Here is a 23,855-nt window from a genome sequence, read left to right as displayed (position 1 = left end):
GAAAATCGAATGAGCGATTCTGTGTCCACAACGGAGATTGTGGACATAATGGCATTGGATATCTTGAATGGGTCAGGGGCTCTTCGGGCTGTGAAGTTTCTTGCCAACGGGAAGCGGCGTTTCGATCCCGTCGAGAAAGACCGGCTGATCGACGCGGCAATGAAGCCCGGGGTATCTGTTGCCCGTCTGGCACTGGCGTACGGTGTCAACGCCAATCAGTTACGCAACTGGGTGAAGCTTCGCCGAGATCAGCAGGCCAAGGGTGCTTTGACGGTTGTTGCCGAGCGGGAAACGTCGGCCTTTGTTCCGGTGGTTGAAGCGTCGCCGATTGCGCGGCAGCCCGACATGCCGGCTCGGCCATCATCGGCAGGCATGCGGCTGAAGGCGTCTCTGCCGAATGGTGTGCGGCTTGAGCTTGAAGATGCTGATGAGCAGGCCCTTTCCGTGATGATCGAAGTTCTGGGGCGTTGCAATGTTCCGGCTGGCTGACGATCTTCGCGTCTATCTTCACCGGGACCCGATCGACTTTCGTGCGGGGATCAACAGCCTGGCGATCCTGGTGGAGCAGTCGATGGGCCTGAGCCCGTTCGAGCGTGCTGTCTTCGTCTTTTGCAACCGCCGGCGCACGCGGATGAAGCTTTTGTTCTTCGAGCGGTCAGGGTTTGTGCTTGTATTGAAAGCCTTGTCCGAAGACCGGTTCCGCTGGCCTCGTCGGGAGGTGCCGGTCGTGACGCTCGATACCGAGCAGTTGCGCTGGCTGCTTGACGGCATCGATCTCGACGCGATGGTGCGTCATCCTGTTCGGCAATATGAATTTGTCGGCTGAAGGCTGTTGACGGAGGGGGGCGGCTCAGATTCAAAGCTACGATGACACCAGCCGGCCCCCCGACCGTTGCGGAACTGATGGCGCTTCTGGCGGCGAATGCTGCCGAGAACGCCGCACTGCGAGCTGAGAGAGACGCACTTGAGCGGCGTGTCTTCAAGCTCGAGGAAGAACTGGCGCTTGCACAACTGCATCGTTTTGCGCCGCGCAGCGAAAAGCACATGGATCGGGTCTTCAACGAGGCCGAGAAAGCGGTCCTTGAGGTGGATGGTGACGATGGTCTCGACGATCCCGACGCCGCCGACCTTCCCAACACGGGATTGCCGGAGGTGGAAAAGCCCGAAGGCGGCAAGCGCGGACGCAAGCCTCTTCCGGCAAACCTGCCGCGCCAACGTGTCGAATATGACCTTGCCGACGATCAGAAGACCTGTCCGTGCTGCCGCCATTCGTTGCATCGCATGGGCGAACTCGTCACCGAGCAGTTGCATATCGAGGTGAAAGCCACGGTGCTGCAGAATGCCCGGGCCAAGTATGCTTGCCGCAACTGCGAACGCACCGACATCAGCACTCCCGTTATCATCGCGCCGATGCCCGCACAGCCCTTGCCGGGTAGTATTGCCACGGCCTCGACGCTGGCCTTTGCTCTTGTTCATAAATATGTCGACGGCACACCGCTCTATCGCCTGGCACAGGCCTTCGAGCGCGCTGGCGTTCCTGTCAGCCGTGGCGCTCTTGGCCATTGGGTGATCGGTTCCAGCGAAAAGCACCTCGTTCGCATCTACGATGCACTGAAGCAACGGCTTCTGTCGCAGGACGTCATTCACGGTGACGAGACCACGGTGCAAGTGCTGAAGGAAAAGGACAGGAAAGCAACCGACGAGTCCTACATCTGGGCCTATCGCAGCGGGCAGGACAGCCTAGAGCCGGTTGTGCTGCTCGAATATTAGCCCGGTCGTGGGCAGGTGCATCCGCAGACTTTCCTTGGTGACTATCGCGGCATCCTGATGAGCGACGGCTATCAGGCTTGGCGAACCCTGAAGGGCGCAACGCATGTCGGGTGTATGGCTCACGCCAGGCGACGCTTCGTCAACGCCTTCAAGGCCGGGAAGAAACAAAGCGGGCCGCCCGCGCAGGCATTGAGGTTCTTCGACCAGCTCTACCGGATTGAAAGGCAGGTGCGGGACGAAAAGCCGGATGACGGCGAAACGCAGGCCGATTGCATCCGGCGCTTGCGCCAGAAGCACAGCATTCCGGTCCTCAATGCCCTGAAGGAGTGGCTCGACAAGATGGCCCCCAAGGTCGTGCCCGACACCAAGCTCGGCGATGCGATCTCCTATACGCGAAACCAGTGGGAATATCTGACGCGCTACACCCAAGACGGCAGGATGCCGATCGACAACAATTTACTCGAACGCGATATCAGAGTTTTTGCCACTGGAAGGAAGAGCTGGCTATTTTGCGATACCGTCGATGGGGCCAAAGCAAGCGCTGTCATCTACAGCCTTATGCTGACCTGTCGCGCCTGTGGCGTCGAGCCATTCGCCTGGTTGCGAAACGTCTTCACCGAACTGCCGCAGCGTCCCGACGGCGCGGATATAGACGATCTACTTCCATTTAACTTCGCCAAATCTACTCCCGCATGACGCAGTGCGGTCGTCACGATCCACCGCGTCAACGCGCAGTGAAATGAGCGCTTACCTTCTTCGAGTGTGAGAAGTTCGATGCCGGCCACTGGTCGGTGCTCGACAACGCAGACGACGTGAAGCCTCAGATCAGCGGCGAAAGATCCTAGCCGCCCTGGAAGAAACCAGCCTTCCGATGAAGCCTGGCGAAATCGCGACGGCCACCAGTCTCAAAGGAGAAAACGTGCGCTACCTGCTGCGGAAGACGGTCGAAGCCAGCGAGATAGAGAAACTTGCCTATGGTAGCTATCGGCTTCCACCAGCGGAATAGATCTTAGTGCCCCTCCTCACAGTCCTCACACAACTCACTTAAAACTGCGAGGGGTGTGAGCAGTGTGAGGGGGATCGACCGGTCTTAGCTAACGCCAACCAAACTATCGAGGAAACTCCTTGGCTGTGGATTCATCAGGGCATTGCCAAGGCCGATGAGGCCACCAAAAGCTGCTGATGGCTGCTCGTTCAGTGGCGTCTTGTGACCGTTTCGCAAGTCGGTCTCAACTGCAAATCTTTCCGTCGCAGTGTTTGCAATGAAATGTGCATGGAGCTGCGTGGCGCCAAGCTTGTAAGCGGCAAGTACCTTATCCTTGGAATGCTCCATCATCCGCCGGCGAAGGTTGTCCGTTTGCCCGATATAGATAGGCGCGCAGGTTCCATCCTGGTTTCGTTTCACCATGACGTATACGCTCGAAATGGGCGGAAAGTCTGCAAACAACGGATAAACCGTTGTTATCCACCAGCCGAGCGATTGCCCCTGCCAGTAGTGAAATCCACCATCAGGTGCCGCTGTCGGACGAAATGCAAGAGGACCAAAAGTGCCAACGCTCATTGTCAAACCTTCAAGGAATCAAACCGCGTGCACACAACATACCAGAACATTCAAAGAACTCAATAGAGGCTATTTTTCGACTTTTGCCACTACATGTAGCGCTACTCCTGTGGAGAGGCGCACCAAATCTCTCCGGGCCGCTTCCTATCGGAGCGGTGCCGCCCGTCAGCGTTATTGCTAATATCGGAATTTGCCCCGCGTTCGCGCAACGCGCGTGTGAGTCAGTGGCCGCCAGCCAGCGCAATTACGGCGACAACGTACGAAACGGCGATCATAAGATAAGCGAGCTGGAGAAGGGTCATGTCCATCCTTTCGTTGGTGGACTTCTCATATACAGCCCTTTTTCGCACGCCGCATCGAGGTTTCAAATGACTGTCCCGTGATCGAATCCGGCCACCAGCGTCAATGCCCCGCGAACATCGCGACGGCGGCAACGAGATAACTGGTAGCGATCATCAGGTAGGCAATCTGGAGAAGCGTCATTGGTCGTCCTCTGTTGTTAAAGGCGACCTCTGATATAAACCCTTCAGGAAACACGAAGTGTCAAATTTCTGACCACTTGATGTCTGCGGGCGGATCCTGACGCCGCGGCTAAAGCGTTCGCTAGGGCGATACTTAATATTTTTGGTACTTGCAGCCACAAATGAAAAAAGCCCGCTTTCGCGGGCTTTTCGGCTGGTCGGAGTGGAGTGATTCGAACACTCGACCCCCACGTCCCGAACGTGGTGCGCTACCAGACTGCGCTACACTCCGTGACCAGCGGCGCCTCTATAGACCGGCCTATCATGTTGCGCAAGCACCAAAATTCAAAAAGTCGCGGGAATTTTTAACAGGCTCGTGACAAGCCCTTTCGGCCGGCCGTGCAGCAAAAAGCCACACCCCCGGCAAATTCTTCAGAAGCGGCCAAGTGGCAATTTTCTTTTGCCGGGTTACACGCTAAAGGGCTTGGCGGGACAGGCGAAACCGTCGTGAAGGCGGCTTCGCAGCCACTGGCTAAATATCAGGGACGACACGATGAAACTCCGCACCATGACCGGGGCCGCCGCGCTTGCGATTGCGCTTGCCGGATGCACCACCATACCCACTCCCGGCGATCCGATCGAAGCACGCTGGGTCGGCCAGTCGGCCGGCAAGTTCTTTGCCGCCTACGGCCCGCCGCTCAGCGACCGCGACGAGGGCTCGTCGACGATCTACACCTGGAAGGGCGGTTACAAGACGGTGCGCGTTCCCGCGAAATATGCCGAAGGTGCTGACGGCAAGCGCGGCAAGCAGATTGCGAGCGCCCGCACGCTCTACCTGCGCTGCCAGGCCGAAATCACCACCAATTCCGACTATACGATCCGCGACATCCGCACCGTGAACGATATCCCCGGCGTGAATGGCTCTTCCTACTGCGCAGAATTCCTGGCGCCGGAACAGAAGTAAGTCTGACTGCTTGAATTTTTTATAATTTACGCCTGCCGGTGAAAATCGGCGGGCTTTTCTTTGTCGTGATGGCCAGAAATGCGAAAGCCTCGCGAGGCTTTACAACAGGGATATCCGATCGACTGGGTTGTGGCTGGGGCGCCTGGATTCGAACCAGGGGATGGCGGTACCAAAAACCGCTGCCTTACCGCTTGGCTACGCCCCACCAGAGCTGAAGCGCGTGCCGCTTCGCCAAAACGTGGCCTGATTAGCAAAGGTCTGTCTGCGCCACAATCACTAAGTTCACTGCGACGTCATATTTGTATGCGCTGTCCCGCCGGCATGGTAGGACTTCAGGGATCGACACAGCCAATGGAGATACCGTTGAGCCAATATCGCGCCCGTCCGCCGGCGCTTGCCACGCTGATCCTCGACGATGCCGTCGTGCGCATCACCCAGTGGGATTTCGAGCCGGGTGCCGATACCGGCGTTCATACGCACGGGCTTGGCTATGTCGTGGTGCCGATGACCGATTGCCAATTCCTGATCGAGGATGCCGAGGGCAGCCGCAGAGTGGATGTCGCCAAGGGAGCGGCCTATCGCCGTGAGGCCGGAACGGAGCACAATGTCGTCAATGCCGGCGACAAACCCATGTCCTTCATCGAGATCGAATATAAATAGACATGTCTGGCGCGAACTTCGATCTCTTCTTCGATCCGGCTTACGGCCAGGCAATTGCCGTCGCCGATGGCATCCAGCGCCTGACGGCGAAAAATCCGAGCCCGTTCACCTTCCATGGCACGAACAGCTACATCGTCGGCAGCTCGTCGGTCGCCGTCATCGATCCGGGGCCTGAGAACGAAGCGCATTTTGAAGCGCTGATGGCAGCACTTGCCGGCCGGCCGGTGACGCATATCTTCGTCAGCCACACCCACCGGGACCACTCGCCGCTCGCAAGGCGGCTGAGCCAAGAAACGGGAGCGCTGACGGTCGGCGAAGGGCCGCACCGCCCGTCACGGCCGCTGCGCGACGGCGAGATCAATCCCTTTGCGGAAAGCTCGGACATGGATTTCGTGCCCGATATCGCTATTCGTGACGGAGAGACGATTTCCGGCGACGGCTGGGCGCTGACGGGCGTGCTGACGCCGGGCCACACGGCCAATCACGCGGCCTTCGCGCTCGAGGGCCGCGGTATCCTGTTTTCTGCGGACCACGTGATGGCCTGGGCGACGACGATCGTTGCACCCCCTGATGGTTCGATGGCGGACTATATGGCCTCGCTCGACAAGCTGCTCGGCCGCGACGACCACTTGCTGCTGCCCGGTCACGGCGGACCGGTCACTTCGCCAGCGCCCTTCCTGCGCGGATTGAAGACGCACAGGCGTCTGCGGGAGCGATCCATCATCGAGCGTCTTCGGAAGGGGGACAGCACCATCCCCGATATGGTGAAGGTGATCTACCGCGATACCGACAAGCGGCTGCATGGTGCTGCGGCACTCTCGGTGCTGGCGCATATCGAGGAATTGATGGAGCGCGGCGAGGTCAGCGCCGATGGGCCGCCGTCTCTCTTTGCGCATTATCGATTGGCGGGAGACTGACAATGGCGGCGCGTGCGGATTACAGCTATCGCGACGATCCTTCCGTGCCCGCTTTTGCGGACGACAAGCCGCTGATCCTCTTCGATGGCGAATGTGTCTTCTGCTCCGGCTGGGTGCAGTTCCTGCTGAAGCGGGACACGGAAAAGCGCTACCGCTTTATCGTTGCCCAGACGCCGCTCGGCGAGGCGCTTTACCGGCATTACGGGCTGGAAACGCGCGACTACGAGACCAACCTGCTCATCGACAAGGGCCGCGCCTATTACAAATCCGATGCGACGATCCGCATGCTGGAGGGGCTCGGCATGCCGTGGGCTCTGGCCGGTCTGCTTCGGATCGTGCCGCGATGGATTGCGGATGCGGCTTATGGGATGGTTGCGCGGAATAGGCTGAGGATTGCAGGGCGGCGGGAGAGCTGCATGGTGCCGACGGCGGAGATGCGGGAGAGGTTTCTGGGATAGGCTTGAGGGCCGCACAGCACCTGTCGCCTCGCCGCGTTTTAGGAGAGGTTTGCAGTAAGGGCGTTTCAATATGCCTCACTGTATCCCGGCCCTTCGCGTGGCTCAGGGCGTTCGGTCCTGCAATCGATTCACTGGATCGATTGCTGCTGCTCCGCAGCACCGGACCTCACCCACCCGCAATCCCCAATAGTTCGGAGTCGAGGGCACCAAGATATTGCTCGGCCACTTCGGCGCTGAAGCCGAGATCGTGCTGGCCGTAGCGGGATGCGACGCGCACGTCCACGAAGGTGGTTTCAGCTTCTTCGCGCAGACGGATGATGATGTCGAAACGCAGGCCGAGGATGAGAGTGCGGGTCGTGCCCTGTACGATCACGCCATTGGCCCCGCGGATCAGCTTGGCAACGCTATCCTCATAGGGCCGCGGCATCGGCACGGGGATGATATCGGGTGAATCGGCCACACCGCTCTCCGGCTGAGCAGGAACGGGCTTGTCCTCCAAGTCGCGGCCGGGCGTCGTATCGCCTTCGCTTTTGGTGATGGTGATGCCGTTCTGCTTGGCGACCTTCTTGACCGCCTCGAGAACGCGGTCGAGCGCGCCGTCATAGCGGCGGCCGGTCAGCTCCGGATAGGCAACAAGCTGCCTCTCGCGGTCGCCAGGCGTGATCACCGGGTCGCGCGGAAGCCAAATCTGGTCGGCCTGCGGCGGCGAGAGCCAGTCGGGTGTGGCGGCGGTATCCGTGGTGACGTCATAGATCGCCGGCAGGGTGAAGTAGCGCTCCGCCGCAAAGGCGCCGATGCCGAGCGGAAAGGCGGCATAGATGAGAGCTGCCAGCGCATTCAGCCCGCCTTCGGCACCCGTCATCCAGAGGCTGCGCAGGCCGATTGCGGCCAGCAGGGTGGCGAGGACAGCACAGCCGACGGAAACGAGCAGCACCAGGACGAGATAGGGTGTCGCCAGCCCGCCGAAGCGATGAGCGATCAGCACCGCCACCGAAAGCACAAGCGCAAACGCCCCGAAATGCCGAGAAAAGCGGGCAGCGCTGGAAACGGGACGATCGAAGCGGATGGCCATCAGATTAACCGGTTGGTCGGCGGCAGCTTTTTGAATGCACCTGCCGCCATCAACTTTTCTAGTGCAAGATTCGTCTAAATTGAAACGCTTGTCTGAGGATTGCAGAAGCAATCCACTTCAAAGGCCAAATCAAAGAGCACACGATCTCCATAAGCCACTGCTGATATGCCGTAAAAAGGCCATTCTGCCGGGGTCTCATGTATTTCCCACGAAACAGGAGAGACAGATGATCTCATCCCAGACGATGGAAAGGCAGCAGGCCTCCTCGCTTGGCGGTGTCGACCGCGCCGAGCCGCTGCTACCGCTGGAACTTCTCGAACTCGAGCTTTCACTGGAAGGTTATTCCGGCGGCGAGGGCGGCTTCTGCGAGGCGGTGCGCAAGGCAGCGACTGAAGCACGTGGCGAATTTCTCTTCGACCTGCCGGCGGCGGGTCTTGTCGAGGATTGCCGGCGCATTGCCGTGCTGCGCATCCCGACGTCGGACAAGAATATGCGTGTGGTTCTTGCCCTGCTCGATCAGAATGGCACGGAAATCCGCATGCAGGCGCCTGATGAAAATACCGAGCATCTGGTGCGTTTCGCCGATGCCTTCATCGAGGTTCTCGAGCGTATCTGAAGTTTAATCGCGGCCTGCTGCAGCTTCCGCCAGCGAGCGGAAGGGAAACTTGCGGCCGCATTCGCATTTCAGCATGAAGCTCTCCTGATGGACCGAAGGGCGCTGCACGAAGAAGCCGCGCGGCAGCTGATCCACCTTGAAGTCGGGTGTTTTTCGCTTGGCGTCGTCGATCTCGGAGGCTTCGGCAAAGCCACTGTTGCCGCATTGCGGGCAGGTGAGTTTCTTCGAGAATCGATCGCGGATCGCCATGGTGCTCTTTCCAGTGCTGCTATCTTTGCTCTTACATAGGAACGCGTGGCGGGGAAAGTGGAACCAAGCATGCATCCTGTCGTTCCTTCCTCTATGAAGGAGGCGAATCATGCCGAACAAAGATCCGATTCCCACTCCCGGCGAAGAGACGCCGCTTAGCCCGCAGCCGACACCAGGCATTCCCGACCGCATTCAGGAAAAACCGCCGCTGCCGCCAGTACAGGACCCGAGCGACACGAAGAACCCGGAAGGCCGGCCGCTTGACCCGGCGCTGCTGCCGATTGGCGACCCTGCGGGCGCGGCCTGATATCAGAGTGAGGTTGACGGGCCTGGCAGGTTGACGACGCTTGGCAGATGGATTTTCCTGGTCGGACATTCATGCTCGAGGGATAGACCGATGCGCCCATATGTTCTGCCGCTTCTTGCCGTTCTGGCCGTCGGGCTTGCCGCCTGCCAGACTCTGACGCCCGAGGAGCGCCGGGCACGTGACGAACAGACCTGCCTCGGCTATGGCTTCAAACGCGGTACGGATGGCTTTGCCAACTGCCTGCAGCGCATCGATCTCGATCGCCGCGCCCAGGCTCGCTACGACAGCGCCTGGGTGATGGCCGACATGGCCTATAATCTGAACGGTCCCTACGTTTATCCGCGCTACTATCGCTACCGTCACTGAGCGCTGGAAATCACTGCCTGCGCGGCTGCAAGCCGCGCAATCGGCACGCGAAAGGGCGAACAGGAGACGTAGTCGAGGCCGATCGTCTCGCAGAAATGGATCGAGGCGGGATCGCCGCCATGTTCACCGCAGATGCCGAGCTTCATGTCGTTGCGCGTGCGCCGGCCGCGCTCCGCAGCGATGCGGATCAGTTCGCCCACTCCATCAAAATCCAGGGATATGAAGGGATCATGCTCGATGATGCCCTTACGCTGATAGGTCGGGATGAAGGCCGAGGCATCGTCGCGTGAAATGCCGAAGGTGGTCTGCGTCAGGTCGTTGGTGCCGAAGGAAAAGAATTCGGCGGCTTCCGCAATGACATGGGCGCGCAGTGCCGCGCGCGGCAGCTCGATCATCGTGCCAACCAGATAATCGATGCGCATCCTGGCTTCCGACATGACGTCCTGCGCCACGGTATCGATCTTCGCCTTGACGTAATCGAGCTCGGAACGCAGGCCGACGAGCGGCACCATGATTTCGGGAACGACGGCGGCGCCGGTTTCCTGTGCAGCGGCGACCGCCGCCTCGAAGATGGCGCGGGCCTGCATCTCGACGATCTCAGGATAGGAGATGGCAAGACGGCAGCCGCGATGGCCGAGCATGGGATTGAACTCATGCAGCGCATCGACGCGCTGGCGCAGCGCCGTGGGTTCCATGCCCATCGCAAAGGCGACCTCGGCAATCTCCTCATCGCTCTTCGGCAGGAATTCGTGCAGCGGCGGGTCTAGCAGGCGGATCGTCACCGGCAGGCCGTGCATGACAGTGAACAGGCCGGTGAAATCGCTCCGCTGCATGGGCAGGAGCTTGTCGAGAGCGCCCCGCCTGCCCTTCTCATCTTCAGCCAGGATCATCTCGCGCATGACATGGATGCGCTCACCCTCGAAGAACATATGCTCGGTGCGGCAAAGCCCGATGCCCTCCGCACCGAAGGAGCGCGCCGCGCGGGCATCCGCCGGCGTATCGGCATTGGTGCGCACGGTCATGCGGCGCGCGCGGTCCGCCCAGCCCATGATACGGCCGAAATCGCCTGACAATTCCGGCTGGATCATCGGCACTTCGCCCTTCAGCACCTGGCCGGCAGAACCGTCGATGGTGATGATATCGCCCCTCTTCAGCGTCACGCCGATACCGATCAGCTTTTCGTTGCGGGCATCGATGCGCATGGTGCCTGCGCCGACGACGCAAGGGATACCCATGCCGCGGGCAACCACGGCCGCATGGCTGGTCATGCCGCCACGCGTCGTCAGGATGCCTTCCGCCGCATGCATGCCGTGAATATCTTCGGGGCTCGTCTCGACGCGCAGCAGAATGACCTTGCGCCCCTCGGCCTCCGCCTCGACCGCCTCTTCCGCCGTGAAGACGATCTCGCCGGTTGCCGCCCCCGGAGAGGCCGGCAGGCCGGAGCCGATCACCTGACGGCTGACGCGCGGATCGATGGTCGGATGCAGGAGTTGGTCGAGCGTCGAGGGCTCGATGCGAAGGACTGCCTCATCCTCGGTGATCACGCCTTCGTCCACCATGTCGACGGCGATCCTCATCGCCGCGCGCGTCGAGCGCTTGCCGGAGCGCGTCTGCAGCATCCAGAGCTTGCCGCGCTCGATGGTGAATTCGATATCCTGCATGTCACGGTAGTGAGATTCGAGCTCGGCGCAGATGCGGCCGAACTCCTTGAAGGCCTCCGGCATCAGCTTTTCCATCGAAGGCTTCTCAGAACCGGAAGCAATACGCCCCTCCTCGGTGATGCTCTGCGGCGTGCGGATGCCGGCGACGACGTCTTCACCCTGCGCATTCACCAGGAATTCGCCGTAGAGGATCTTTTCCCCGGTCGAGGGATTGCGAGTGAAGGCAACACCTGTCGCCGATGCATTGCCGAGATTGCCGAAGACCATGGCCTGGATATTGACCGCCGTGCCCCAGGCTTCCGGGATATTATGAAGCTGGCGGTAAGTGACGGCGCGTGCGCTCATCCAACTTGCAAACACCGCACCGACAGCCCCCCAGAGCTGTATTGCCGGATCCTGCGGAAAAGACTCGTCCAGCTCTTCCTCTATCAGCGCCTTGTAGAGCGAAACGACGTGCTGCCATTCAGTCGCGCTGAGCTCAGTATCGAATTCATGACCAAGGCGTGCCTTCTCATCCTCGAGAATTTCCTCGAAGAGATCGTTGCCGAGACCCATCACGACATCGGCATACATCTGGATGAAGCGGCGATAGCTGTCCCAGGCGAAGCGCGCGTCACCGGCATCATGGCCGAGCGCCTGCACCGTCTCATCGTTCAGGCCGAGATTGAGCACCGTATCCATCATGCCCGGCATGGAAACACGGGCGCCGGAGCGAACGGAGAGCAGAAGAGGCTGGTTACCCGCACCGAAACGGCGGCCGGTTGTCTGCTCGATGCCGGCAATGCCCGCAAGTACCTGCTCCTTCAACGCCGGATCGATCTTGCGGCCGTTCTTGTAATAGGTGTTGCAGGCTTCGCTGACGATAGTGAGGCCGGGAGGAACCGGCAGACCGAGGCTGCACATTTCGGCGAGATTGGCGCCCTTGCCGCCAAGAATCTCCCTGTCGCGCGCCCGGCCTTCAGCCTGTCCGTTGCCGAACGTATAGACCCACTTGGTCATCTTCCCCCCAACACCATTTCGGGGACCAGCTTAATCCCTTGGTGTTGAAATGAAAATCGACAATTGCGGCGAAATGTTGCGCTGCACAATAAATCCCTAACGGGATACAGAATCAAACGATTGAAAATCGAGAGGCGCATAAAAAAAGCTTTGCGGGACTGCAACAACGGTCCCGCAAAGCCTTGTTTCCGTCCGGCCAGGAAAACCGGACGGGGGGTCCATTTATGCCCGGCGGCCTTCGGTCCCCACCTCACCCGAAGACTGCATTGCAAATTCCACGGCTCGCAACGACCGATTGCTACTTATCCGCAATGACACGGTTGCGATAAAACAACTTCTAATGCAATACGCGCAAAAGAGCATCACCCAAATGGGGTACGTACCCGATGTGAAGGTGACCTTTTTTGGTCTTTAATTAAAATGCCGCTTCACGCCGTCTCGCGCAGACGCTCTGCGGTCTGCAAATCGACCGAAACAAGCTGGGAAACACCCTGCTCGGCCATTGTGACGCCAAAGAGGCGATTCATGCGGGCCATGGTGATGGGATTGTGGGTAATGATGACGAATCGCGTCTCCGTAGACGCCGCCATCTCATCCATCAGATTGCAGTAACGCTCGACATTATGGTCGTCGAGCGGGGCGTCCACTTCATCCAGCACGCAGATCGGCGCAGGATTGGTGAGGAAGACGGCAAAGATCAGCGCCATCGCCGTCAGCGCCTGTTCGCCACCCGACAGCAATGTCATGGTCTGCGGCTTCTTGCCCGGCGGGCGGGCGAGGATTTCGAGGCCAGCTTCCAGCGGATCGTCTGATTCGATGAGCTGCAGTTCGGCCGTGCCGCCGCCGAAGAGGTGAGTGAAGAGGCGCTGGAACTGGGCATTGACGACATCGAAGGCGGCGATCAGGCGTTCGCGGCCCTCACGGTTCAGGCTCTGGATTGCGCCGCGCAGTTTTCTGATAGCATCGATGACGTCGTCGCGTTCCTTGACGAGCGTCTCCAGCTTCTCGCTGAGCTCCTTCTGCTCCTCGTCGGCACGCAGGTTGACAGCACCCAGTCGCTCGCGCTCGATCCGCAGCCGCTCGACCTCGCGCTCGACCTCATGCGGATCGGGCAGGGTCTGCAGTCCCGGCCGGCCGGCAAGGCGCAGCGCCTCATGCGGGGCCACGCTCAGCGCCTCGCGGATACGCTGTTCGCTTTCCTGCCGCTTCTCGCGAGCGGAGACGAGGCGTTCCTCGGCGCGGCCGCGGCGCTCGCGGCTTTCGGCGAGTTCGGAAAGTGCCGTCGCCGCCTTATGGTCGGCATCGCGCTGCAGCAGTTCGGCCTCAGCCAAGAGATCGGCAGCATGGCGACGGGCTTCCTCGGCCTTCTGCAGCTCCGTCAGCAGCGCGCGGCGCTTGTCGTCGAATTCGTCCGGCGCCATTTCCAGTTCGGCGGCCTCTTCACGCGCCTCTTCTTCACGCTCGCGGAGCGTGGCGATGTGGTCCTCGGCGCTGGCAGCGCGCTGGCGCCATGTCTCGCGCTCCTGGCCGATGGCGACAATGCGGCGCTGGCGGGCATCATTCTCCCGGTTGAGGCTCTCGTGGCGGGCGCGGGCTTCGGCGAGGGCGCCGCGATCCGTCGCGACCTCGGCCTGCTGGAAGCGCAGCCGTTCATCGAGCGCAGTCAGATCCGGCGCGTCTTCGAGTTCGATACGGGCATTTTCTTGCTGAACGGCGATATCCTCAAGCTGCGCCTGCAACTGGCTGACAGCTTCGGCAATGACATCGCGGCGGCGAATGAGATCACCGGAAGCGCGCTCGGCAGCGGCAAGTGCTTCCCGCGCTTCAGCCAGATGGCGGGCGGACAGGCGGCTCATATCACGGGCTTCAGCAAGCCGGCGCTCTTCGCCGCGGATGGTCTCGGCGGCGGCGGCGAGACGTTCTTCGGCTTCAGCCAGGACATCGCGGGCAAGCTCAGCCTCGCCTTCCAACTCGGCAAGTCGGTTCTTCTGGGCAAGTCGAAGGGCAGCCGCACTCGGCGCATCCGCGCCAGTGACATGACCATCCCAGCGATAGACCGCCCCTTCCCTGGTGACCAGCCGTTGGCCGGCCTTGAGCTCCTTCACCAGACGCGGTGCATCGGCGGCAGCGACCAGACCGATCTGGCGCAGGCGGCGGATCAGCGCGGCAGGTGCGCAGACATGGTTCAGCAGCGGATCGGCGCCTGCGGGCAGCGCCGGATCGCCGACACCATCACCGTTTTCCGACCAGTAGGCGGGCGCATTCGGATCGAGTGGGGATTCGAGATCGTCTCCCAGAGAAGCACCGAGCGCCGTCTCGAAACCACGATCGACCTTCAGCTCTTCGGCGACCGACGGAAATTCGCCTGCCGCAGCCACCGCCAGCATGCGCTGGATCGTGCGAGCTTCGGTTTCCAGCGCGTTGAGCTTGCTGCGCGCCTGTTCGACAGGAGAGCGCGAAAGTGCCTCGGTTTCGCGCGCCTTTGAAAGTGCCTGCTCGACAGACTGGATCGACGCCTCGGCTTCGGCGACGGCGACCTCACCCGCCTCGACCATTGCGCGCTTTTCGTCCGGATCCGGCAGTGTCGCGATCTTCTGCTCGATGCCGGCGAGTTCACGGTTGGCTTCGTCCATCTGGCGTTCGAGGCGCAGCTTGCGGTCGGCGAGGTCGCGGATGGCGCGTTCGAGCTGATTGCGGCCGGCGGCGGCTTCGGCGCGGTCTGCCGTCAGGATAGTGAAGATGCGTTCGCTATCTGCGAGTTTCGCCGCCGCCTCCTCGAAAGCCTGCCGCGTCTCCTCGGCATAACGGCCGGAATCGGCCAGGATTTCGGCGATATCGGCCTCTTCGGCATCAAGCCTTGCGAGGATCGTGGTATTGTCGGCAACAAGCCGTTCCTCGCGCCTGATGTCTTCGGCAAGCTGCGCCAGACGACGGGTCAGTTCGTCGCGGCGGCGCAGGATGCGGTTGGCATCTTCCTCAAGCTGGCTGCGGGCGATCTGCAGGCGCTGGAGTGCGGCAGCTGCCCGCGCTTCGCCTTCGCGCAGTTCCGGGAGCTTCAGGCTGGCGATGCCCTGGTTCTTCGCCGCATCCATCTGGATCTGCGCCTTCTCGGCAACGACGACGGTTGCCTGATTGAGCGCACTGTCGGCCTCGGCTTCTGCCTCCTTCGCCTGTACCCAGCGGATATGCAAGAGCATTGCCTCGCGGGCGCGGATATCGGCGGAAAGCGTCTTGAAGCGGTTTGCCTGGCGGGCCTGACGCTTCAGGCTCTCGATCTGACTTTCGAGCTGCGAGGTGACGTCGTCGAGACGCTCCAGATTGCTTTCGGCCGCGCGCAGGCGAAGCTCGGCCTCGTGGCGGCGGGAGTGCAGGCCGGAAATGCCGGCCGCTTCTTCCAGCAACTGGCGGCGAGCCTGCGGCTTTGCCGAGATCAGCTCGCCGATGCGGCCCTGCCCGACCATGGAGGGAGAACGCGCGCCGGTGGAGGCATCGGCGAAGAGAAGCTGCACATCCTTGGCACGGCTTTCCTTGCCGTTGATGCGGTAGATCGACCCCTGTTCGCGCTCGATACGGCGGGTGACCTGGATTTCATCGCTGTCATTGAAGGCGGCGGGTGCGGTGCGCTCGCCATTGTCGAGATAGAGGCCGACTTCAGCGGTATTGCGCGCCGGGCGATTTCCCGAACCCGAGAAGATCACGTCGTCCATACCGGACGCGCGCATATTCTTGTAGGAATTTTCGCCCATGACCCAGCGGAGGGCTTCGACGAGATTGGACTTGCCGCAGCCGTTCGGACCGACGACGCCCGTCAGGCCGCGCTCGATGATGAATTCGGTCGGTTCGACGAAGGACTTGAAGCCGACAAGGCGAAGCTTGTTGAACTTCATGCCACCGCCTCACCAAACAAAAAAGCGGGCACACGGCTCTCGCCGTCGCCCGCCTTCGCAAAACGGTACGGATCAGAGGAGGCTGTCGATGAGGGCCGACATGGTGTCAACCGGCATGTCTCCAGAATAGCGCTTGCCATTGATGAGGAACGTCGGTGTGGCGTTGACGCCAAAATCCTTGGAACCCCTTTCCCGCGTGGCATTCACTTCATCCAGCAGCTTCTGGTTCGTCAAGCACTTCGTGAAGCTATCCTCAGTAAATCCGGCGAGCTTCGACATCTGAAGCAGCGCGGCGCGGCCATCATCGGCGGCAGCCCAGACCTGTTGCTGCTTGAAGAGCATGGCGACCATCGGGAAATATTGCTCGGGCGTTGCGAGCTCTTCCGGCTTCTGCGGGTTGCAGCGGGCGAGCATGAAGGCAGCGGCAGCGCGCGGATCAAAGGGGAATTCACGCAGGACGAACTCGACCTTGCCGGTGTCGACGTATTTCTGCTTGATGGTATCGAAGGTGGTGTTGTGGAAGTGGGCGCAGTGCGGGCAGGTCATCGACATATATTCGACGATCTTGACCGGAGCGTCGGTCTTGCCGAGCGCCATTTCCGGCAGTGCGCCAGGGGTCATCACCTTGGCCATATCCACATCGCCATCCGGCTTCGGGATTTCGACGGCTGCCTGCGCCTGCGCCGTACCGTATACCGCCATGGATGCGGTTGCGGCGGCGACTCCGCCCAGAAGCTGGCGTTTCGTCAGTTGCATTTCAGAGATGCGCATGGGTTCCCCATAAACAAGTGTGGCAGCTGATTGTGCGATATAACGGCCAGAAGCCACGAACAAGGCACGCTTCGCCAACTTTCTTCAAAGAATTGTGACCTGCGAAAGACGAGTAGTCAAAACCATGCAGGATTTCTCATTATCGATACACATCGCGGCGATTGCCGATGCGCACAATCAGAATGCAAACTGCGCCATCATTGATGTCAGCGATTACGCGATAGTCTCCGACACGGTATTTCCAGAAGTTTCCCAGCTCGGAGCCCTTCAGCGCCTCTCCGACCGATCTTGGATCGTCCAACTTTGAAATGCGGTCGTTCAGAAAGCGGAGGATGCGGCTGGCGGCGTCGCGGCCGAGCTTTTCGAGTTCACGCTCCGCAGCCCGGTGAAACTCAATTCTCCACGCCATACCGCGCCATCAAGTCCGAGAGCGGCACAGTATCGGTTTCTCCCTTGCGAAGCTCCTCAAGGCGCTTTTCGGCAAGGAAGATGTCTTCCATATCGTCAAGATGTTCGAGAATAGCCTGTCGCGCGTAGAAACTCTTGCTTCGCCCGGTGCGCTTTGCAAGCGCATCCAGGCGAGCTTCAATCTCCGGCGGCAATCTTAAAGCGAGCATAGGAGCCTCCATTGCTATACATGTATAGCACTAGAGCAGATCCTGGATCAAACGAAACCTATCTGCCCCGTTTTCCCAATACCGCCGTCCCGAGCCGGGCGATCGCCCGCCTGATCTTTTCGTCCTCCAAGCCCTGCATCATGCTTTCCAGCTTGCGGGCCGCCTCGCCCTTCAGCGGCGGAGGTGTGCGGGAGCGCTTGACCGGCTGGTAGACCGGCTTCTGGACGATGCGGATCTGATGGACGGCAGCAAAGCCAAAGAAGCTGTTGATGCGCTGGATCAGCTCGCCCCGGGCGTGGGTGAGAAAAAGCGCGCGCGCTCCCTCGCAGGCAACCGTCAGCACGCCGGGGCGGAAGCTGCCGTCATCACCGCCGCGCGCCCAGGCGATCTTTTCCGGCCGGGTGCAATCGGCGAAGTCCTCGCCGGCAATCTCATCCCAGGAACCCAGAAGTGCGGAGTTGATGCCGGCGCGGCGGGCGAGAACGGGATCGATGATGCCGTTGGTCAGCTCGGAAATCTGCTTCTCACCTTTGCGTGGATAACTCATCGAAACCTTGGTAAGCGGTGGTCTTTCGAAACCACCGGCTTGATCGCGCCGCGTTGCTTCGCCAAGTATAGAGCACTTCCCCTGATCGCGGCAAATAATGACGACACGCACACTGGACGCGCCGACCGCCTCCCCACTCCTTGAATGGTATGACCGCCATCACCGCGACCTGCCCTGGCGTGTATCACCGCCGATGGCGAAACGCGGCATCAAGGCCGACCCGTATCACGTCTGGCTGTCGGAGGTGATGCTGCAGCAGACGACAGTTCCGGCAGTAAAGCCCTATTTCGCCAATTTCCTGGCGAAGTGGCCCTCGGTGATCGATCTCGCAAAGGCACCAAGTGAGGATGTGATGGCGGCCTGGGCTGGGCTTGGCTACTATGCGCGGGCACGCAATCTGAAGAAATGCGCCGAAGCCGTTGCCAGCGAGCATGGAGGCGTCTTTCCGGACACCGAAGAGGGGCTGAAAGCCCTACCAGGCATCGGCGACTATACAGCGGCAGCGGTTGCGGCAATCGCGTTCAACAGGCAGGCGGCCGTGATGGACGGCAATGTAGAGCGGGTGATCTCACGGCTCTATGCCATCGCCACCCCACTTCCGGCCGCCAAGCCGCTGATGCGCCAGAAAGTGGCGTTGCTGACGCCTGCCGACCGGCCCGGTGATTTCGCGCAGGCCATGATGGATCTCGGCGCGACGGTCTGCACGCCGAAACGCCCGGCCTGTTCGCTCTGTCCCTTTAACGGATCATGCGAAGCCCTGCGGCTGCAAGATCCCGAGCAGTTCCCGGTCAAGGCCGCGAAGAAGGAGAAACCGATCCGCCGTGGCGCAGCCTTTGTGGCGGTTACCTCCGAGGGTGAGATCCTGTTGCGGCGGCGTGTCGAAAGCGGCCTGCTCGGCGGCATGACGGAAATTCCGACGACGGCATGGACGTCGCGACAGGATGGCGAAACGTCGGCACAGGCTGCACCTTTCAAAGCCAGATGGAAAAGTGCGGGCACCGTCACGCATGTCTTCACCCATTTCGAACTCAGGCTTTCGATCTTCCGCGTGGCAATCCCTGCCCCCGTTCAGACCAATGACGGATGGTGGGAGCCGGTTACAAATCTTGAAGCTCAGGCGCTGCCGACCATCATGAAAAAAGCGATCGCAGCGGCTATTCCTCTCGCGTTCAAAACAGCCAAGGGATGACTATGGCAAACGACATCAAGCATATCGTTTTCGATATCGGCAAAGTTCTTATTCATTACGATCCCCATATTCCCTTCAGCCGCCTCATTCCCGATGAGGCCGAGCGCAACTGGTTTTTCGCCAATATCTGCACCCATGACTGGAACATCGAGCAGGACCGCGGCCGCACCTGGGCCGATGCCGAGGCACTGCTGATCGAGCAGCATCCGACCCGCGAAGAACATATCCGCGCCTTCCGCAAGCACTGGCACGAAATGGTGCCGCATGCCTATGAAGAGAGCGTCGCGATCATGGAAGGCTTCATCAACGAGGGCCGGGACGTGACGATGCTGACAAACTTCGCCTCCGACACGTTCCGCGAGGCACAACAGCGCTTCGCCTTTCTCAAGAAGCCGCGCGGCGTGACCGTTTCGGGTGATGTCGGTCTCATCAAGCCGGATATCGCGATCTACGAAACGCATACCAAGAGCTTCGGCCTCGACCCGACAGCGACCATCTTCATCGACGACGCGCCTGTCAATGTCGAGGGCGCAAAGGCAGCCGGCTGGAATGCCGTGCTCTTCACCGGCGCCGACAAGCTGCGCGCCGATCTTGCCACCTATGGACTGAAGGCCTGAGCGATGTCTTTCGATCCCGCTGATGCCATCGACCGCTTCCACGCGGCGATCAACGCGCTCGATTTTCCCGAGATCGAGAACTGGTTCGCGGAGGACGCGACCTACGTCTCCAACGGTGTTGGCAGCCTTGCCGGCCGGGCAGAAATCATGGCCGCCTTCCGTCGCTACTTCGACGATTATCCGGATCAGACGGCGGAGAATTCGCTGGTCGAAACGCTAACGCCGCTTTCCGGCCGGGCCGTCTGGTCCGTTCGGGCAACGCACAGCAAGACCGGCAAGCCGCTGATACGCGAGGGCGAAGAGACGATCACCTTCAACGAGGAGGGCAAGGTCACGCGGGTCGATGTGATCGACTATCAGGAATTCTGAAGAAGAACTTCGGTCCTGAAAGAAGAGGCCCGGGGTTTTTCGACCCCGGGCCTCTTTTTCTTCTTCCGTAACTGGAGGTACAAACCGGAAGAAAGGTTGGTCTCAACCTTGCAAGGTGCTGCTCAGCCCACCTTTGCGAGGTCACTGCGGATGACGGACCGCAATTCGTCAATCGGGCGCAGGGACTGCCCGTCGTCGAAATGCCAGAAGGTCCATCCGTTGCATGCATCAAGGCCCTGCACTTTCGCGCCGAGACGATGAATGGAGCCGGCCTCGCCGCCGGAAGCGACCGTGCCGTCGGCACGCACCACGGCGCTGTGACGGCGCTTGGCATCCGTCAGCACCTGGCCGGGCTTGATGAGGCCGCTTTCGACCAGCACGTTGAAGGCGATACGCGCTTCGGCCTTCTTGCCGGTCATGACGGTCAGTTCCGCCTTGCCGAGCGGTTCGACAGCGGCGATGCGGGCAGAGGCCGCATCGATATAGTCCTGCTCGCGCTCGATGCCGACGAAGTGGCGGCCGAGACGCTTGGCGACGGCACCGGTCGTTCCCGAACCGAAGAAGGGATCGAGGATGACATCGCCGGGCTTCGATGAGGCCATGATGACGCGGGCGAGCAGCGCTTCCGGCTTTTGCGTCGGATGGGCTTTCTTGCCGTCCTCGCCCTTCAGGCGCTCATTGCCGCTGCAGATCGGGAACAGCCAGTCGGAGCGCATCTGCACGTCGTCATTGGCGGCCTTCATCGCATCGTAGTTGAAGGTATAGCCCTTGGCCTTGGCGTTCGGACTTGCCCAAATCATTGTCTCATGGGCGTTCTGGAAACGACGGCCCTTGAAATTCGGCATCGGATTGGTCTTGCGCCAGACGATGTCGTTCAGGATCCAGAAGTTCAGATCCTGCAGCGTGGCGCCGACGCGGAAGATATTGTGATAGGAACCGATCACCCAGATCGTGCCCGTCGGTTTCAGCACACGGCGGCAGGCGAGCAGCCAGGCGCGGGTGAAGGCGTCATAGGCTTCAAAAGAAGCGAACTGATCCCATTCGTCATCGACGGCATCGACCAGCGACTGGTCCGGCCGGTGCAGCGTGCCGCCGAGTTGGAGGTTGTAGGGCGGATCCGCGAAGATGACGTCAACGGACTGGTTCGGAAGAGCCTCGAGGGCTGCAACGCAATCACCCTTGATGATCGTGTCGACCCAAGAACCCGGCTTTACGGAAGTCTTCAGGTCGGCAAGCGGAAATACAGACGCCATGTAAATACTCACCCATACGCTTTACGCTTAACTCTCCGTTATGGTTACGCAAGTTGGTTACCAAAGCCTGAAGCACCGACCCGTTTCGGGAAAATATTCCGGTTTACCTATAAGAAAGAGGCGGACAGCCGGCTGCGCCCGCCCCGATTTCACTCTGCCGCCTGAGGCGCGTGAACCTGCCTACTGTCCTCAGGTGCCTCGGCCCGCTCAAGCATGCCGTAGTCTCTGACGACATGGCCGATGCGCAGGCGATAATCGGCGAAAATGCCGTTCCGGCCGGCCTTTTGCGCCGCCCGATGGGCTTCGAGATTACGCCACTGGTGCACCGCTTCCTCATCCCGGAAGAAGGACAGCGAGAGGATCTTGCCGCGCATCGTCAGGCTCTCGAAACGCTCGATGGAAATGAAGCCGTCGATCTTCTGGAGTTCGGATCTGAGTTCACCGGCAAGATCGAGATATTTGTGGCGCTCGCCGAGATAGGGAATGACTTCGAAGATGACGGCGATCATGGCAGCACCAGCTTCGCATGCGGGGCCGAGACGTTCTTCAGAAAGATCCGGTCCTCTTTGAGAATAAAGCGCTCGCGGCGGGCGAATTCGTAGTTCTTCCGGCCGAGCGGATCGGCGGTCAGCCTTGCACGGTAGGCCTCGTAGGCTGCGAGGCTTTCGATGTTGTAGACGCCGTAGGCCGTCGTCGCCGAACCTTCATGCGGACCGAAATAGCCGATCAGGTCGGCACCGTTGCGCGGGATCGCCTCTCCCCAGTTGCGGGCATATTCGGCAAAGGCATCCTTGCGGAAGGGGTCGATCTCATAGCGGATGAAGCAGGTAATCATCGGTTTCTCCTTTCGTATGAGAGGAGCTTTCGCACATTGCGGTACTGACATGCTTCGGTTACGATCGAAGTATGAAGGAAGGACCTGACATCGCGCAGATCGGTGCGCTCATCGGCGATCCGGCCCGCGCCAACATGCTGGCGGCGCTGACCGGCGGCCGTGCGCTGACGGCGACGGAGCTCGCGGCAGCCGGCGGCATCACGCTGCAGACGGCGAGTTCACATCTCTCAAAGCTGGAAGGCGGCGGCTTGCTTGCCCAGCGCAAGCAGGGTCGGCACCGCTATTTCACTCTGGCCGACGAGGCGGTGGCTCGGCTGATCGAAAGCATGATGGGTCTTGCCGCAAGCCGCGGGCATCTGCGCCACCAGCCCGGACCGAAGGATCCGGCACTGCGCAAGGCGCGCATCTGCTACGATCACCTCGCCGGCGATTACGGCGTACGCATGCTGGACAGCCTGGTCGCATCGGGATCGATCGATGCCGTCGGCGACGGGCTTGCGGTAACAACCAAGGGCGAGAACGATCTGCAATGCATCGGCATCGATATCGGCAGCCTCAAATCCTCTCGCCGGCCGCTCTGCCGCTCCTGCCTCGACTGGAGCGAACGCCGCGCCCATCTCGCTGGCAGCCTCGGCAAGGCACTACTGGCAAGCTTCATGGAAAAGGGCTGGGCGCGACGGATACCGGAAAGCCGCTCCGTGGTGTTTTCACCCGAAGGCGAGCGGCAGTTTCTGAAATTGTTTCCGCTGGAAAGCTAGCAAGGCACGACCAGCTTGTCCCTGATACGATGGTGAGCGACCGTGCTCCAGCCGCTCGCCGCAAAGCTGCCCGCGCCGCGCATTCCAGCCATGCCCCGCCATCGGTTGAGCTTTCGTCCGCCATCGTGTAAAGCCGCATCATCCCCGAATAAGGCATGAGTATATGGACGGCTTCGACCTCATCATTTTCGACTGTGACGGCGTTCTGGTCGATTCCGAAATCATCGCAGCGGATGTCGAATCCAAGCTGCTGACGGAAGCAGGCTATCCGATCAGCATCGAGGAGATGAACGAGCGCTTCGCCGGTCTCACCTGGCACGACATCCTGCTCCAGATCGAACGGGAAGCGAGCATTCCGCTTTCGGCGTCCCTCATCGATCAGTCGCAGAAGCTTCTGGATATCCGGCTCGAACAGGAAGTCCAGGCCATTCCCGGCGTCGAATTCGCCATCAGCCGCCTTTCGATGAAGCGCTGCATCTGCTCGAACTCATCGAGCCAGCGGCTCGACATGATGCTTGGCAAGGTCGGCCTGAAGAAGCTCTTCGCGCCCAATATCTTCTCTGCGAAGGATCTTGGCCCCGATCGCGCCAAGCCGAAGCCGGATATCTTCCTGCATGGCGCAAGCCAGAGGGGCGTTTCGCCTTCCAAAACAGTCGTCGTCGAAGATTCCACGCATGGTGTCCACGCTGCGCGTGCTGCAGGCATGCGGGTGATCGGCTTCACCGGCGGCTCGCACACCTATCCCTCGCATGCCGACAAGTTGACGGATGCAGGCGCGGAGACCGTCATCTCTCGCATGAACGATCTGCCGGGTGTGGTTGCCGCACTCGCCGAATGGGAAGGCGTGCTCTAAGGGCAGCTGGCTGCGAGCCTCTGACAGAAAACCGCAGGCTGAGCCCGCAGATTCGCGGGCCCTTTTATATTGTGGACAGGGTTTGTCGCGCGGCCGCA

At 60.7% G+C, this 23,855-nt stretch carries 26 protein-coding genes, 2 tRNA genes and 1 pseudogene; 15 read left to right on the top strand and 14 right to left on the bottom strand.

Annotation, left to right across the window (positions count from 1 at the left end):
• Positions 1 to 9 precede the first annotated feature (9 nt).
• From tnpA to tnpC, 3 genes and pseudogenes are all read left to right on the top strand, one after another.
• On the top strand, positions 10 to 489 hold the full coding sequence (gene tnpA, locus ACK9YZ_RS03210; RefSeq protein WP_416065642.1) for an IS66-like element accessory protein TnpA: 480 nt from the start codon (positions 10 to 12) through the stop codon (positions 487 to 489).
• A complete protein-coding gene (gene tnpB, locus ACK9YZ_RS03205; protein ID WP_416065641.1) occupies positions 473 to 826 on the top strand; it encodes an IS66 family insertion sequence element accessory protein TnpB in 354 nt (117 codons plus the stop codon). Before tnpA ends, tnpB begins: the two co-directional genes overlap by 17 nt.
• A gap of 41 nt (positions 827 to 867) precedes the next feature.
• Positions 868 to 2,466 (top strand): annotated as a pseudogene (gene tnpC, locus ACK9YZ_RS03200) (IS66 family transposase).
• A gap of 394 nt (positions 2,467 to 2,860) precedes the next feature.
• On the opposite strand, the gene ACK9YZ_RS03195 reads toward tnpC, so the two are convergent.
• Both ACK9YZ_RS03195 and ACK9YZ_RS03190 read right to left on the bottom strand, forming a co-directional pair.
• Positions 2,861 to 3,331 carry a hypothetical protein gene (locus tag ACK9YZ_RS03195; RefSeq protein WP_416065640.1) on the bottom strand — a complete coding sequence of 157 codons (471 nt, stop codon included), beginning with the start codon at positions 3,329 to 3,331 and terminating at the stop codon, positions 2,861 to 2,863.
• Between the two features lie 676 nt (positions 3,332 to 4,007).
• Positions 4,008 to 4,084 (bottom strand) — tRNA-Pro (locus ACK9YZ_RS03190).
• A gap of 261 nt (positions 4,085 to 4,345) precedes the next feature.
• Here ACK9YZ_RS03190 and ACK9YZ_RS03185 point away from each other — a divergent pair.
• Positions 4,346 to 4,756, top strand: a complete 411-nt coding sequence (locus ACK9YZ_RS03185) for a hypothetical protein (protein WP_416065639.1) — start codon at positions 4,346 to 4,348, stop codon at positions 4,754 to 4,756.
• 130 nt (positions 4,757 to 4,886) lie between these two features.
• Here ACK9YZ_RS03185 and ACK9YZ_RS03180 read toward each other — a convergent pair.
• Positions 4,887 to 4,961 (bottom strand) — tRNA-Gln (locus tag ACK9YZ_RS03180).
• Positions 4,962 to 5,119: 158 nt separating this feature from the next.
• Between ACK9YZ_RS03180 and ACK9YZ_RS03175 the strand changes: the two genes are divergently transcribed.
• The 3 genes from ACK9YZ_RS03175 to ACK9YZ_RS03165 are packed head-to-tail and all read left to right on the top strand — an operon-like array spanning position 5,120 to position 6,791.
• On the top strand, positions 5,120 to 5,416 hold the full coding sequence (locus ACK9YZ_RS03175) for a cupin domain-containing protein (protein ID WP_416065638.1): 297 nt from the start codon (positions 5,120 to 5,122) through the stop codon (positions 5,414 to 5,416).
• A gap of 2 nt (positions 5,417 to 5,418) precedes the next feature.
• Positions 5,419 to 6,333 carry an MBL fold metallo-hydrolase gene (locus ACK9YZ_RS03170; RefSeq protein ID WP_416065637.1) on the top strand — a complete coding sequence of 305 codons (915 nt, stop codon included), beginning with the start codon at positions 5,419 to 5,421 and terminating at the stop codon, positions 6,331 to 6,333.
• Positions 6,334 to 6,335: 2 nt separating this feature from the next.
• Positions 6,336 to 6,791, top strand: coding sequence for a thiol-disulfide oxidoreductase DCC family protein (locus ACK9YZ_RS03165; protein WP_216757286.1), 456 nt, complete (start codon positions 6,336 to 6,338; stop codon positions 6,789 to 6,791).
• Positions 6,792 to 6,957: 166 nt separating this feature from the next.
• On the opposite strand, the gene ACK9YZ_RS03160 is transcribed toward ACK9YZ_RS03165, so the two are convergent.
• A complete protein-coding gene (locus tag ACK9YZ_RS03160) occupies positions 6,958 to 7,863 on the bottom strand; it encodes a DUF1499 domain-containing protein (protein WP_216757285.1) in 906 nt (301 codons plus the stop codon).
• A 226-nt stretch (positions 7,864 to 8,089) separates the two neighbouring features.
• Here ACK9YZ_RS03160 and ACK9YZ_RS03155 point away from each other — a divergent pair, with 226 nt between their 5' ends.
• A complete protein-coding gene (locus ACK9YZ_RS03155) occupies positions 8,090 to 8,479 on the top strand; it encodes a hypothetical protein (RefSeq protein WP_416065636.1) in 390 nt (129 codons plus the stop codon).
• A gap of 3 nt (positions 8,480 to 8,482) precedes the next feature.
• Here the strand turns inward: ACK9YZ_RS03155 and ACK9YZ_RS03150 are convergent, their stop codons facing one another.
• The gene (locus ACK9YZ_RS03150; RefSeq protein ID WP_113427151.1) at positions 8,483 to 8,728 is read right to left on the bottom strand and encodes a hypothetical protein; all 246 of its coding nucleotides are present in this window, start codon (positions 8,726 to 8,728) and stop codon (positions 8,483 to 8,485) included.
• A 109-nt stretch (positions 8,729 to 8,837) separates the two neighbouring features.
• Between ACK9YZ_RS03150 and ACK9YZ_RS03145 the strand changes: the two genes are divergently transcribed.
• Positions 8,838 to 9,035, top strand: coding sequence for a hypothetical protein (locus tag ACK9YZ_RS03145; protein ID WP_216757283.1), 198 nt, complete (start codon positions 8,838 to 8,840; stop codon positions 9,033 to 9,035).
• 90 nt (positions 9,036 to 9,125) lie between these two features.
• Positions 9,126 to 9,401 (top strand): hypothetical protein, encoded by a 276-nt coding sequence (locus tag ACK9YZ_RS03140; protein WP_216757282.1) that lies wholly within the window; start codon positions 9,126 to 9,128, stop codon positions 9,399 to 9,401.
• On the opposite strand, the gene ppdK is transcribed toward ACK9YZ_RS03140, so the two are convergent.
• The 6 genes from ppdK to ACK9YZ_RS03110 all read right to left on the bottom strand — a co-directional run bounded on the left by ppdK (position 9,395) and on the right by ACK9YZ_RS03110 (position 17,883).
• Positions 9,395 to 12,061: a pyruvate, phosphate dikinase gene (gene ppdK / locus ACK9YZ_RS03135; protein ID WP_416065635.1), complete on the bottom strand. Its 2,667-nt coding sequence runs from the start codon at positions 12,059 to 12,061 to the stop codon at positions 9,395 to 9,397. The genes ACK9YZ_RS03140 and ppdK overlap by 7 nt on opposite strands.
• A gap of 428 nt (positions 12,062 to 12,489) precedes the next feature.
• Positions 12,490 to 15,948, bottom strand: a complete 3,459-nt coding sequence (locus tag ACK9YZ_RS03130; RefSeq protein ID WP_416065634.1) for a chromosome segregation SMC family protein — start codon at positions 15,946 to 15,948, stop codon at positions 12,490 to 12,492.
• A gap of 72 nt (positions 15,949 to 16,020) precedes the next feature.
• Complete coding sequence (locus tag ACK9YZ_RS03125) at positions 16,021 to 16,719, bottom strand: DsbA family protein (RefSeq protein WP_007818069.1); 699 nt, start codon at positions 16,717 to 16,719, stop codon at positions 16,021 to 16,023.
• A 139-nt stretch (positions 16,720 to 16,858) separates the two neighbouring features.
• Positions 16,859 to 17,128 (bottom strand): type II toxin-antitoxin system RelE family toxin, encoded by a 270-nt coding sequence (locus tag ACK9YZ_RS03120; protein WP_416065633.1) that lies wholly within the window; start codon positions 17,126 to 17,128, stop codon positions 16,859 to 16,861.
• Positions 17,112 to 17,336, bottom strand: a complete 225-nt coding sequence (locus ACK9YZ_RS03115) for a DUF6290 family protein (RefSeq protein WP_183735562.1) — start codon at positions 17,334 to 17,336, stop codon at positions 17,112 to 17,114. The genes ACK9YZ_RS03120 and ACK9YZ_RS03115 overlap by 17 nt, the downstream gene beginning before the upstream one ends.
• Positions 17,337 to 17,394: 58 nt before the next feature.
• Positions 17,395 to 17,883, bottom strand: coding sequence for a DUF721 domain-containing protein (locus tag ACK9YZ_RS03110; RefSeq protein WP_416065632.1), 489 nt, complete (start codon positions 17,881 to 17,883; stop codon positions 17,395 to 17,397).
• Positions 17,884 to 17,980: 97 nt separating this feature from the next.
• Between ACK9YZ_RS03110 and mutY the strand changes: the two genes are divergently transcribed.
• Genes mutY through ACK9YZ_RS03095 form a run of 3 tightly spaced genes read left to right on the top strand, consistent with a single transcriptional unit; the run spans position 17,981 to position 20,058 of the window.
• Positions 17,981 to 19,072, top strand: coding sequence for an A/G-specific adenine glycosylase (gene mutY / locus ACK9YZ_RS03105; protein ID WP_416065631.1), 1,092 nt, complete (start codon positions 17,981 to 17,983; stop codon positions 19,070 to 19,072).
• A gap of 2 nt (positions 19,073 to 19,074) precedes the next feature.
• On the top strand, positions 19,075 to 19,689 hold the full coding sequence (locus ACK9YZ_RS03100) for an HAD family hydrolase (protein ID WP_216757275.1): 615 nt from the start codon (positions 19,075 to 19,077) through the stop codon (positions 19,687 to 19,689).
• 3 nt (positions 19,690 to 19,692) lie between these two features.
• The gene (locus ACK9YZ_RS03095; protein ID WP_216757274.1) at positions 19,693 to 20,058 is read left to right on the top strand and encodes a nuclear transport factor 2 family protein; all 366 of its coding nucleotides are present in this window, start codon (positions 19,693 to 19,695) and stop codon (positions 20,056 to 20,058) included.
• Between the two features lie 122 nt (positions 20,059 to 20,180).
• Here the strand turns inward: ACK9YZ_RS03095 and ACK9YZ_RS03090 are convergent, their stop codons facing one another.
• The 3 genes from ACK9YZ_RS03090 to ACK9YZ_RS03080 all read right to left on the bottom strand — a co-directional run bounded on the left by ACK9YZ_RS03090 (position 20,181) and on the right by ACK9YZ_RS03080 (position 22,146).
• On the bottom strand, positions 20,181 to 21,311 hold the full coding sequence (locus tag ACK9YZ_RS03090) for a site-specific DNA-methyltransferase (protein ID WP_216757273.1): 1,131 nt from the start codon (positions 21,309 to 21,311) through the stop codon (positions 20,181 to 20,183).
• 149 nt (positions 21,312 to 21,460) lie between these two features.
• Positions 21,461 to 21,820, bottom strand: a complete 360-nt coding sequence (locus ACK9YZ_RS03085; protein ID WP_216757272.1) for an antibiotic biosynthesis monooxygenase family protein — start codon at positions 21,818 to 21,820, stop codon at positions 21,461 to 21,463.
• Positions 21,817 to 22,146, bottom strand: coding sequence for an NIPSNAP family protein (locus ACK9YZ_RS03080; RefSeq protein WP_216757271.1), 330 nt, complete (start codon positions 22,144 to 22,146; stop codon positions 21,817 to 21,819). Before ACK9YZ_RS03080 ends, ACK9YZ_RS03085 begins: the two co-directional genes overlap by 4 nt.
• A 71-nt stretch (positions 22,147 to 22,217) precedes the next feature.
• Here ACK9YZ_RS03080 and ACK9YZ_RS03075 point away from each other — a divergent pair, with 71 nt between their 5' ends.
• Together ACK9YZ_RS03075 and ACK9YZ_RS03070 are read left to right on the top strand one after the other, a co-directional pair.
• Positions 22,218 to 22,904: an ArsR/SmtB family transcription factor gene (locus ACK9YZ_RS03075; RefSeq protein WP_416065630.1), complete on the top strand. Its 687-nt coding sequence runs from the start codon at positions 22,218 to 22,220 to the stop codon at positions 22,902 to 22,904.
• Between the two features lie 163 nt (positions 22,905 to 23,067).
• Positions 23,068 to 23,757, top strand: a complete 690-nt coding sequence (locus ACK9YZ_RS03070; RefSeq protein WP_416065629.1) for an HAD-IA family hydrolase — start codon at positions 23,068 to 23,070, stop codon at positions 23,755 to 23,757.
• Positions 23,758 to 23,855: the final 98 nt, after the last annotated feature.

The sequence above is a fragment of the Rhizobium sp. ZK1 genome (genome assembly GCF_047782645.1).
Lineage (GTDB): Bacteria > Pseudomonadota > Alphaproteobacteria > Rhizobiales > Rhizobiaceae > Rhizobium.
Note: the sequence above shows the minus strand (reverse complement) of the source record. Positions and strands in the feature narration are given on the sequence as shown.